This is a genomic window from Thermus arciformis (genome assembly GCF_900102145.1).
GTDB lineage: Bacteria > Deinococcota > Deinococci > Deinococcales > Thermaceae > Thermus > Thermus arciformis.
On the sequence record NZ_FNBC01000013.1, the window covers coordinates 50,686 to 58,765 of the forward strand.

General features: G+C 70.2%; 7 protein-coding genes. 6 read left to right on the forward strand and 1 reads right to left on the reverse strand.

Going from position 1 to position 8,080, the window contains the following annotated elements:
* Positions 1–71: 71 nt before the first annotated feature.
* The 6 genes from cas10 to cmr6 are packed head-to-tail and all read left to right on the forward strand — an operon-like array spanning position 72 to position 6,400.
* A complete protein-coding gene (cas10, locus tag BLP62_RS06230; RefSeq protein ID WP_093006949.1) occupies positions 72–1,826 on the forward strand; it encodes a type III-B CRISPR-associated protein Cas10/Cmr2 in 1,755 nt (584 codons plus the stop codon).
* Positions 1,816–2,901, forward strand: coding sequence for a type III-B CRISPR module-associated protein Cmr3 (locus tag BLP62_RS06235; RefSeq protein ID WP_093006951.1), 1,086 nt, complete (start codon positions 1,816–1,818; stop codon positions 2,899–2,901). The genes cas10 and BLP62_RS06235 overlap by 11 nt, the downstream gene beginning before the upstream one ends.
* The gene (gene cmr1, locus BLP62_RS06240; RefSeq protein WP_093006953.1) at positions 2,898–4,127 is read left to right on the forward strand and encodes a type III-B CRISPR module RAMP protein Cmr1; all 1,230 of its coding nucleotides are present in this window, start codon (positions 2,898–2,900) and stop codon (positions 4,125–4,127) included. The genes BLP62_RS06235 and cmr1 overlap by 4 nt, the downstream gene beginning before the upstream one ends.
* 15 nt (positions 4,128–4,142) lie before the next feature.
* The gene (cmr4, locus tag BLP62_RS06245) at positions 4,143–5,003 is read left to right on the forward strand and encodes a type III-B CRISPR module RAMP protein Cmr4 (RefSeq protein WP_093006955.1); all 861 of its coding nucleotides are present in this window, start codon (positions 4,143–4,145) and stop codon (positions 5,001–5,003) included.
* A 3-nt stretch (positions 5,004–5,006) separates the two neighbouring features.
* The gene (cmr5, locus tag BLP62_RS06250; RefSeq protein WP_093006957.1) at positions 5,007–5,351 is read left to right on the forward strand and encodes a type III-B CRISPR module-associated protein Cmr5; all 345 of its coding nucleotides are present in this window, start codon (positions 5,007–5,009) and stop codon (positions 5,349–5,351) included.
* Positions 5,352–5,353: 2 nt separating this feature from the next.
* On the forward strand, positions 5,354–6,400 hold the full coding sequence (gene cmr6, locus BLP62_RS06255) for a type III-B CRISPR module RAMP protein Cmr6 (protein ID WP_093006959.1): 1,047 nt from the start codon (positions 5,354–5,356) through the stop codon (positions 6,398–6,400).
* On the opposite strand, the gene csx2 is transcribed toward cmr6, so the two are convergent.
* Positions 6,397–7,584, reverse strand: a complete 1,188-nt coding sequence (gene csx2, locus BLP62_RS06260; protein ID WP_093006961.1) for a TIGR02221 family CRISPR-associated protein — start codon at positions 7,582–7,584, stop codon at positions 6,397–6,399. The genes cmr6 and csx2 overlap by 4 nt on opposite strands.
* Positions 7,585–8,080 lie beyond the last annotated feature (496 nt).

An 8,080-nucleotide genomic window follows, 5' to 3' on the forward strand; every position in this document is an offset into this window, starting at 1 on the left:
CCCCTGTATACAGACTTTCCCCTTGCCCCGGGCCGTCCGCCCCTTATAATCCCCCTCAAAGAGGGGGCACTATGGAACACCTTCTCGCTATCGCCCTAGGCCCGGTCCAGGACTTCATCGCCACCGCCCGCAGGACCCGGGACCTCTACGCGGGAAGCCGCCTCCTCTCGGAGGCGGCAGCGGAGGCCGCAAGGGCCCTGCTCTCCGAGGTGGGGGCGGAGGGCCTCATCTTCCCCGCGCCCCAAGACCCAGAGGAGCTGGAAAAGCTCGCCGGGGCAGGCATCCCCAACGTCCTCCTGGTGCGGGTTCCGGAGGGCAAAGACCCCAAGGCCCTGGGGGAGAAGGCCCTAGAGGCCGCCCGGGCCTACCTCCGGGGGAAGGCGGAAGAGGTCTTCGCCCGCCGAAGGGAACACCTCCTCTGGGACGAGGCCCTGGCCCAGGTGGAGGACCTCCTGGAGGGCTACTACGCCTACCTTCCCTTGGAGGGCGGCTATCCCCGGGCCCGGGAACGGCTCATGGCCCTCCTGGCCGCCCGCAAGAACACCCGGGACTTCGCCCCCGTCCCCTGGGGGAGTGAGGCCTACAAGAGTTCCCTGGACGGGGCTCGGGAGAGCGTCCTCCGCCTGCCCCAAGGGGAAGCGGACCGCCTCCGGGTGCGGCTCGGCCTGCGCCCGGGGGAGTACCTCTCCGGCCCGGACCTCCTCAAGCGGTGGTGGGAGACCCCCCACGGCTTCCCCAGCACCACCCACATGGCGGCCCGGCCCTTCTGGGAAGGGGTCAGGCGGGCGGGCCTGGAGGCGGTCCTGAGGGAGGCCCTGGAGGAACTTGGGGGCCTCGTGGGGGAGGAGGCGCGGGCGGAGGTCCACCACCCCGCCCTGCGGGACACCCCCTTTGCGGAGTGGGACGTGCGCCTCCTCTACGAGAGCCGCCTCGAGGAGTTCCCCTCCCTCGCCGAGGACCCCGGGCTTCTGGAAGAGGCGCGGGACCGCCTGAGGGCGCTTTGGCGGAGGCTTTCCCCCAAGGTGAAGGTGCCCCCGGGGGCCTACTACGCCCTCCTCCACGCCGACGGGGACCGGATGGGGGAGACCCTGGACGGCCTTCCGTCCCCCGAGGCCCGCCGCCGCTTCTCCAACGCCCTGGCCCTGGGGTTCGCCGCCCGGGTCAAGGACATCGTGGAGGCCCACGGGGGCGGGCTGGTCTACTCCGGGGGGGACGACGTCTTGGCCCTGCTTCCCCTCCACAGGGCCCTCGAGGCCGCAAAGGCCCTGGCGGAGCGCTTCCGGGAGACCATGGCCCCCTTCGGCCGGGAGGGCCGGGCGCCGAGCCTCTCCGTGGGCCTCGCGGTGGTCCACCACCTGGAGCCTCTGCAGGACGCCCTGGACCTGGCCCGCCGGGCGGAGAAGCGGGCCAAGGAGGGTGAGCCCAAGCGCAACGCCCTCTGCGTGGCCTATAGCCCCCGCTCGGGGGCGGAGCGGATGGTGCGGGGCCGGTGGGACGAGGACCCCCCCCTCACCCGCCGCCTCCTCCGCTACGCCGACCTCCTGCGGGCGGGGGAGGTGCCCTCCAGGGCCGCCTACGAGCTTCTGGCCCTGGTCCGGGAAGTGGGGGAGGCCCTTCCCGGGGAGGCCCTGGCGGCCGAGGCCCTGCGGATCCTGGGGAGGAAGGAGATGAAGGGGGCCTACCGGGAGGAGCTCGAGGCCTGGCTCCGGACCGGGGAGAACGTGCGCCGCCTGGCGGAGGAGCTCCTCCTTGCCCGGCCCTTCGCCGAGGCCCTGGACCAGGCGGGCGTGCCCGTGGAGAGCCGGGAGGTGTGGGATGCTCATTGAGCCCAGAGACCCTTTGATTGCCCGGGACGGCAGGCCCTTCACCAATAGCCCCGGGGCCCGGGCGAGAAGCCTTCCCTTCCCCTTTCCCCAGACCCTGGCCGGGGCCTACCGCACCCGCCGCGCCCTCCAGGAGGGCCTCCCCCTCCCCGAGAAGGCGGAGGAGGTCCTCCGGTGGGGCCTCCGGGGGCCCCTCCTCGCCGAGGAGGGGGAAGGGCGGTGGCGGCTTATGGCGCCCCGGCCTCTGGACGCCCTGAAGCTCGGGGAGGCCGTCTACCCCCTCCGGCCCCTGGAGCTTCCCCAAGGGGCCGGGACCAACCTGCCGGAGGGGCTTTCCCCCGTGGGCCTTCCCAGCCCCGCCCTCAAGGAGAAGCCCGCCCCCCTGCCCGCCTTCTGGTACTGGGAGAGCTTCCTGGGATGGCTCCTTCAGGACGCCCCGGCGGATTTCGCCCCCGAGGGGCACGAGGGGCCCACCCCGGAGACGCGCACCCACGTGGCCCTGGACCCCAAGGCCCAGACGGCCCGGGAGGGGTTCCTCTTCCAGACCTCGGGGCTGGAGTTCGCCCGCGGGAGGCGCCGCCTCGCCTTGGTCCTCTGGGCCGAGGAGCCGGAGCTTGAGGGGGTCTTCCCCCTAGGGGGGGAGAGGCGCCTCGCCTTCTGGCGGAAGGGCGGGCCCGGGGTTCCCCCCCTGCCCGAAGAGGTGGTGGCGGGGCTTCTCCGCCACCGGGCGGCCCGCCTCGTCTTCCTCACCCCCGCTTTCTTGGGGGAGGCTTACCTCCCCAAGGGGAGGGCTTTCCTGGGGGCTTCCGTGGAGGCCGCGGTGGTGGGGAGGCCGCTTCCGGTCTCGGGCTGGAACCTCAAGGAGGGGAAGCCCAAGCCGAGCCGCCGGGCCGTGCCCGCGGGGAGCGTCTACTTCCTCCGGTTCCCGGAGGGCTGGGGAGAAAGGGAAATCGGGGATTGGGCGAAGAAGGTCTGGTTCCAGAACCTCTCCGAGGAGGAGCAGGACCGGCGGGACGGGTTCGGCCTGGCCGCCTTAGGCCTTTGGGACGGGAAGCCCAGGCGTTGGGAGGAGGCATGAGAAGGGCGTTTCAGGAGGCGTTTTCGCCGAGGCGGAAGGAGGAGGGAGGGGCCCTGGTGCGCCGGGACGGGGCGCGGGTCCTCACCTGGGAGCGCACCTACACGCTCCTCACCCCCCTCTTCGGGGGCGGGGTGGAGCCCAGGGAGGCGGACCCGGTGAGCGTGGTCCGGGCCACGGCGGTGCGGGGGCACCTCCGCTTCTGGTGGCGGGCCGTGAGGGGCTGGCGGGCAGGGGGTTCGCCGGAGAGGCTTTGGGAGCTGGAGTCCGCCTTGTTCGGCCACGCGGGGGAAGGCGGGGCCTCGCCCTTGAGCGTGGAGGTGGAGGTTCTGGAGAGGGGCCAGGAGGCCTACCCGTTCACGGACGTTCCCGGAAAGAAGTTCCCCCAGGCCAACCGGGAGGTGGCCCATCCCTACCTGGCCTTCCCCCTGCGGCGCACGGAGCAGGACCCCAGGAACTACCCCGTGCGCGTGGGCGTGGCCTTCCGCCTCCGCCTCCGCTTCTCCGAAAGGGTGGGGGGGTTGGACCTGAGGGAAGAGCTCGAGGCCGCCCTCTGGGCCTGGGAGACCTTCGGGGGGATCGGGGCCCGGACCCGGAGGGGCTTTGGCGCCCTCCTGCCCCAGGAGGTCAGGCCCCCCACGGAGGAGGAGGTCCGGAAGAGGCTTCGCCGCTACAGCCGCGAGGCGGGGTGGCCCGAAGGGGTGCCCCACCTCACCCCCAAAAGCCTCGTGCGGGTGGTGCCCCTCTCCTGGAGAGAGCTCGCCGAGCGCTACCAGGACTTCCGCCAGGCCCGTCCCGGAGGGAACTCCAAAAGCCCGGGCCGCTCCTACTGGCCCGAGCCCGACGAGGTGCGGCGCCTCACGGGGCGGCACGCCCCCAACCACCCGCCCAGGCACCCCGTGCGCAAGTTCCCCCGGGCCCACTTCGGCCTGCCCATCATCTTCCACTTCAAGGACAAGGGAGACCCCCCCGACACCACCCTCCAGCTCGAGGAGGCCGAGCGCCGGGCGAGCCCCCTCCTCTTCCGCCCGCTTGGGGAAGGGCAGAAGCCCTGCGTGGTGGCGGTCCTGGAGGGAGCCAGGTTTCCCGGAGGAAAGCTGATCTTGGAGGATAAGAGGAACGGCCGCACTTGGGACGTGGACCCCTGGCTCACCCCCGAGGAGGCCCAAAAGATCCCGGTGCTTGGGGGTGAGGTGGACCCCGTCTTGGCCTTCGTGAAAAGCTTATAGGAAGGAGGTTCCGGAATGAGCCATGCCAAGCTTCTTTTCCTGCACGCCCTCTCCCCCCTGCACGCGGGGACAGGGCAGGGCATCGGGGCCATAGACCTGCCCATCGCCCGGGAGAAGGCCACGGGCATCCCCTACCTCCCGGGAAGCTCCCTCAAGGGGGTGCTCCGGGACCGGGCTTCCGCCTGGGACAAGGACACCCTCTTCGCCGTCTTCGGGCCCGACACGGAAAGCGCCTCGGAGCACGCCGGGGCGGTGCAGGTGGGGGACGCCAAGCTCCTCCTCCTCCCCGTGCGGAGCCTCTACGGCGTCTTCGCCCTGGTCACAAGCCCCTACCTCCTGGAGCGCTTCCGCCGTGAGGCCCTCATGGCGGGCCTCGAGGCCCCGGAGGCCCCCCAGGCTCCGGACCGCGAAGGGGCCCTCCTGGCCCCGGGGTCCCGGCTTTTGGGGGACGGGGAGAAGGTCTACCTGGAGGACCTGGACCTGAAGGTCCGCGGGGAGGAGAGGGTCGCCGCCTGGGAGCGGTGGCTTGCTGAGCGCACGGAGGCCCCGGTCCAGGGGAGGCTCGCCGTGGTGCACGACGACCTCATGGGCTTCCTCCTGGAGACGGCCACGGAGGTGGTGGCCCGCATCCGCCTGGACGACGAGACCAAGACCGTGGCCAAGGGGGCCCTCTGGTACGAGGAAAGCCTCCCCGCGGAAAGCCTCCTCTACGCCCTGGTGCGGGCCGACCGCTCCTTCCGCAAGGGGAAGGAGCTTCCCCCGGAGAGCGTCTGGGGCCTCTTCCGGGGCGTCTTGGAGGAGGGCGGGGGAGTGCTTCAGCTTGGGGGCAAGGCCACCGTGGGCCGGGGGCTCTGCCGCATCGTGGTGGGGAGGTAGGCCGTGCGCGCCCGCTCGCAGGTGTGGGCCCAGAAGGCCTACGAGAAGGTCCGGGAGGCGGCCAGGGGCGAGGGCCGGGGCGAGTACCGGGACATGGCCCTAAAGCTTCCCGTCCTGGTGCGCCAGGCGGGGCTTTCCCAGGCCCTGGCCTTCGTGGACTCCCGGGGGAAGGACGCCCACAGGGCCCTGGGGAACCACCTGGCCCAGGTGCTGGGCTACCGGGACCTCCGGGAGTTGGCGGAGGCGGCTCGCCAGGCCGAGCTCCTCCAGTACCTTCGCCTCACCCGGGAGGTCCTGGCCGTGGCGGAGTGGTTCAAGCGCTTCGCCCAGGCCCTCATAGAGGAGTAGCCATGGGCCGCCGATCCGCGCTTGAGGGCGTCCGCCTCCCCCAGGGGAAAGAGCCTCACCGGGGCCTTTGGCTGGACAAGTTCTTGAGGTCGGCGAGGCGGGAGGACACCGAGGCCAAGCGGGTTCTGGTCCGGGAGGCGGCGGGGGTCCCCGAACCCGGGGAGTACCGGGCGTTTTTCGGACGGTACCGCAAGGCCCTGGAGGCCCTGGGGGCCGAGCTCCGCCAGGCCAGGACCCTCTCCCGCCTGGTGGTGGGCTTGGGTGGGGAAGGGGTGCTGGAGACGGCCCTCACCCTTCACCGCGCCTACGGGGTGCCCTACATCCCGGGCTCGGCCCTGAAGGGCCTGGCGAGCCGCTACGCCCACCTCTACCTGGAGGGCGAGGCTTGGCGGCGCGACCTGGCCCGCTTCCAGCGGGGCGAGGCCCAGGCGGGGCTTTTCGGCACCACGGAGGAGCAGGGCCTGGTGGTCTTCTGGGACGCCCTCCCCCTTCCCGGGAAGTGGAAGCTCCACCCCGACATTCTGAACCCCCACCACCCCGACTACTACGGGAGCGGGGAGGCTCCCCCCGCGGACTGGGACAGCCCCGTCCCAGTCCCTTTCCTCTCCGCCACGGGCACCTTCCTCCTCGCCCTCTCCCCGGCCCCCGGGGTTTCTCCCGAGGAAGCTGGCCCATGGCTTCGGGCCGCCTGGCAGATCCTGGCCTGGGCCTTGAGGGAGGAAGGGGTGGGGGCCAAGACCTCCTCGGGGTACGGGCGCATGGCCCTGGAGGAGCCCGTGTCCCAAGGGGAAAAGCCCCCGGCGCCAGGGCCAAGCCCGGTCCTCCAGGACCTCCTCACCCGGGCCCGCGCCCTCTCCTACAAGGAGGTGCCCCGCTTCCTGGCCGCCCAGGCGGAGGCCATCCTGGGCCTCTCGGCGGAGGAGGCCGAGGCCCTTCGCCGGGCCCTGGAGGAGCGGGGCTTCCTCCGCAACCCGGCCGACCTTAAGCGCTGGCGCAAGGAGCACCCCGGTCTGGAAGGGGTCCTGGCCAAGCTGGGCCTTTTGGCCTAGCCTTCCGCTCCCTGGGAGAGGTGGGCTTCCAGAAGGGCCTGCGTCCGGGCGCAAACCTTCTCTATCGCCTCCTTGAGGCGCCCGGTGCGGGCGGGGTTTTCCCGCATGGCCGCGTGGGCCACGTCGTTGCGCAGGTTGGCGGTCTCCTCCCAGAGGGAGACCAAGGAAAGGGCCTGGGGGTCTTTCGCGGCGGACTTCTTGTTCTTGGTTTTGGTGGTGAGCCACCTTTCCGCCACCTCCCGCTCTTCCAGGGGGTCCCAGCCCTTCTGGAGGCAGGCGAGGGTTACCAGGAGCTCCCGGGCGAGGGTGATGGCCTGGGTGTACCTCCGGGTCTGGAGGAGGAGGTGCATCATCTCCCCCTGGGCCCTGAGGCCTTCGGGGCTGAAGGGGTCCTCCGCGGCCAGGGGGTGGTATCGTTCCTGGATCTTATCCAAAAGTAACCCAAGGGGCCTGGAGCGGGGAAGCTGGGCCACGTCCTGGGCGGCGGCCTCCAGGTGCTTCAGAAGCTCCTTGGCCGACTCCAGGGTTTCCTTCACCCGGAGGAGGTCCAGGGTGTCCTCAACCCTGTCCAGGAACTCCCCTACGCTGGAGAGTTTCTTCGCCTTGGGGCCATCCACCTGGTAGCTTTGCCGGTGAATCTCCCTCAGCAACTCCCGCAGGTGCAACCCCTCCCCGTGCTCCAGGAGGTCGCGGGTCGCTTGGGTCCACTCCATTAGGGCCAGGAAAGGGGTGAGGTCAAAGAAGGCCGCCTCCCGGGTTCCTGGGTCGTAAAAGCCGTACAGGATGCGGCGCACCTTCACCCCCTTGGTGGCCTGCAAGAAGTGCAGGACCGCGAGGGCGAGGATGGGTTGGGAGCGAAAGCCGTGGGAGACGTCCATGATGAGCTCCGCTCCCTCGGGTACGTTGTCCACGATGGTGTTGAAGATCTCCCAGAGCTCTTCTTCGGTGTGCCCCGAGGGGATGGGCACGGGCTCGTACTCCACCCGCTCTCTCAGGGACGCTCCGTGCTTTGCCTCCGCCTCCTTGGTCATCAGGACCTTTAAAGCGTACCCCTCCTCCTGGTAGCGGCGCAGGATGGCCTCCTGCGTGTAGGGCGTCTCGTACTCCTCGCCGTCCAGCGGGTACTTGGCGGGCTGGTAGTTGCCCGTTCCCAGAAAGGAAAGAATGAGCCTCTGGGAGTCCATGGCTTTCCCCCTTTGGGGGTTAAGCTTACCGCGTCCCCACCCGGCGGCCAAGGTGGGCCTTGGGGGCGGGAGGGGTACGCGCCCCTTTACTTGCGGAAGCACTAGTAACTACACCTATGCGCGAAATTGCCGGGCGAAGGCACGTTAATCGCTTTCTCATTTACTAGTTTCCTTTTTCAAGGGCTTTTCTGCTCCAAAATAAACCCGGTCCACCGTTGCCCTGAGATGCTATAATGCCCTTGTCCGGACCTCCGGACGGGGACCTTGAAAGCCAGTTTTCCCCTTGCCGAAGGCGAATATGCGTTTTCCCTTTCTCATCGCCCCTTTCTCCTGTGGCTTACTATCGGCACAAACCCCCGAAAACCCCCGTTATTCGCCGTGTGCATATTCCAAGCTTCATCTTTCTCACAAACCCCCCCTCTGGCGGTGCCGTCCAGGACGGGGTTCTTTGGGGGGTACCGTTGCAAGGGATTGAGCCCCGTAAGGGGATTGCGAC